Source organism: Herbivorax alkaliphila (assembly GCF_030848475.1).
In the GTDB taxonomy this organism is placed as follows: Bacteria; Bacillota; Clostridia; order Acetivibrionales; family Acetivibrionaceae; genus Herbivorax.
Genome location: NZ_JAVDDS010000102.1, coordinates 1 through 3,057 on the forward strand (window position 1 = coordinate 1; position 3,057 = coordinate 3,057).

Here is a 3,057-nt window from a genome sequence, read left to right on the forward strand (position 1 = left end):
GGAAAACCTATCAACAGATTTTTCAGGGTCACTTATTACAAGAGAAAGCATATTTCCACAAGGTCATTTAGATGGCATACATACTGGAGTGTATTCAAAAGATGGGAAAAAAATTCTTACTGCTTCAGGTGACAATACTATAAAAGAATGGTGTGTAGATACTGGTGAATGTATCAAGACCTATACTGGTCACACTTTCTATGTGAATAGTGCAGTGTATTCGATAGATGGAAAAAAAATACTTTCTGCTTCATCTGACAATACTATAAAAGAATGGAGTGTAGATACAGGCGAATGTATAAAAACCTATACTGGTCATACTGACTGGGTAAATAGAGCTGTGTACTCAAAAGATGGCAGAAAAATTTTATCTATTTCATCGGATAATACTATAAAGGAATGGTGTGTAGGTAAAGAAAGATATATTAAGGAATATAAGGCGAAAAGCTATGAAACAGAAACTGATGAGTTTTTTTCTTATAGGTTTAATATATACACAGGCCATCCTCGAGATTATAAAACAATTGCTTATTCAGATGATGGGAAAAGACTTCTTTACACTTCATATGACAATATAATAAAGGAATGTCTAATAGATACTGGAGAATGCATTAAAGAATATAGAGGTCACTCACATATTGTAGTAAGTGCAGTGTATTCAAGATGTGGCAAAAAAATACTTTCCGCCTCTTATGATCACACAATAAAAGAGTGGAGCATAGATACAGCTGAATGCATTAAAACATATAAGGGTCACACTGATTTTGTACATAGTGCAGTGTATTCAGAAGATGGCAAAAAAATACTTTCAGCTTCATCTGACAATACTATAAAGGAATGGCTCGTAGGTACAGAAGAATGTATAAAAACCTACATAGGTCACTTGCATACAGTAGATAGTGCGGTGTACTCAAAAAACGGCAAAAAAATACTATCTGTCTCAGGTGATCTTACTGTAAAGGAATGGTTTGTAGATATAGGTGAATGTATCAAAACTTATAACGGTAACGCTAGAAGGGTGGTTAGTGCGATATATTCGCTAGATAGTGAAAAAGTACTTTTTACTTCACATGATAATACTATTAAAGAATGGAACATAAAAACAGAAAAATGTGATAGAGTCTATACAGGACACTTGAAGTGGTTGAGGAGTTGTGTATATTCGAAATATGGGAAAAAAATATTATCTGCTTCGGATGATAAAACAATAAAGGAGTGGGATGTGGAAACAGGAAAATGTATTAAAACTTATATAGGTCATACTGAACCGGTAAGGAGTGCTGTATATTCGAAAGACGAGAAAAAAATTCTTTCTGCTTCTTATGATAGGACAATAAAGGAATGGGATGATGTACGTTGCAAATGTATAAAGTCATATAAAGATCACTTAAGGCAAGTATTACACGCAGTGTATTCCGATGATGGCGAAAAAATACTGTCTGCTTCTGCCGATCATACAATAAAAGAAATGAGAGTAAGAACAGGAAGATGTATCAAAACCTATAATGGTCATACACGCTGGGTAAACAGTGCAGTTTATTCAGGATGTGGTAAAAAAATTCTATCTGCTTCAGATGATGGTACCATAAAGGAATGGAGTGTAGATACAGGAGATTGTATTAAAACTTACAAAGGTCACAAAGGAATGGTAGAAAGTGCAGTATATTCGAAAGATGACCAAAAAATCTTATCTGCTTCCATTGATAATACTATAAAGGAGTGGAGTGTAGAAACAGGAAACTGTATTAATACATATACAGGTCACACTAATTGGGTAATGAGTGCAGTATATTCAGAAGATGGGGAGAAAATTCTGTCTGGGTCACATGATGGAAGTATAAGGATATGGAGAGTTTCTGATGATTGTATAGCAGAATTTATAAATGTTCCTGGTCTTTACTTGTATGGTTGCAATTTTACAAACCTTCATCCCGAGAGTAACCTTACTGATGAAGAGATAAAAATACTAGAATCATATGGTGTAAATTTTTGAACATAGTATAATAAGAATAGATAGTAACATAATTTGTATATAAGTCTAACTATATTTATATTTGGAGGAGGCAATAATGGCAAAACTTAGAGATTTTTTAGATGATGATTATCGAGAATATTTGCAAAACAAAGTAATTCCTTTTTGTCATGAATTATGGGGAAAAGACGAAAGATACCCCCATTATAACATACATGGGCTAGAGCATTCAGAGAGAATTGAAGCTCGATTAGATAAGTTGTTTACTGACAGGTATTGGAGCCAAGAAGAAGCTATGATTTTGCTTTTGGCTATTTATCTACACGATATAGGTATGAATTCAGACAAGATAGAAGAATTCATTTCAAAGGGCGAGCGACCTCAATATTTTAATGAAGAAACGCTAGAAAAGATTAGATGTTACCATGGAGAATTAAGTTTTGATTTGATAAATGCTCTTCTTGATAAAAATCGAATACTTAATAATCAACTTTCTTTAGAAATACCCGATAAATACCGAGACTTTTTTGAAAATGCAGCAAAATTGGCACGATACCATTGTGAGAATGAGTATACTTTCAAAAATGCATTCGAAAATCAAAGAGTATCTACTGACCTTAAGTTATTACTATACATGCTAAGAATTGGAGACTCTTTAGATTGTGACTATAATAGGGTTAATGAGGATTGGTTTAAAAGAAATGTACATTTAATGAATAATGCAATTAATGAGAATTGGTCTAAAACAAATGTAGATTCCCAAGAAACCGTAAAAGACAAATATCATCCTTTATCTCACCATTATGTAGAAGAAATTGAAATACAAAACTCAAATATAAAAATTCATTTTAGGATACCACCAGGAAATTCAGATTTCTGCAATGGACTTATTAAATGTGTTAGACAAAATATATCTAAAAATATTAATGAAGCAAAGGAATGTTTGAAGAATCATAATATTGCTATTCCCGAAATTAAAACAGAATGTGAGTGTTTCAATAATGTTGTAGAATCTTTTGATTGGGATGATAAAATTTTTGAATATGTTAATAATAAGGCTAGCAAAATATCTGACAATTATGGGA

2 protein-coding genes are annotated in these 3,057 nt (G+C 32.4%); both read left to right on the forward strand.

Annotation, left to right across the window (positions count from 1 at the left end):
- The coding region (locus tag RBH29_RS17300) for a WD40 repeat domain-containing protein (RefSeq protein WP_306698256.1) at positions 1–1,993 on the forward strand (1,993 nt) is incomplete at its 5' end.
- 76 nt (positions 1,994–2,069) lie between these two features.
- Positions 2,070–3,057: HD domain-containing protein (locus tag RBH29_RS17305; protein ID WP_306698257.1), on the forward strand; the 988-nt coding region annotated here is incomplete at its 3' end.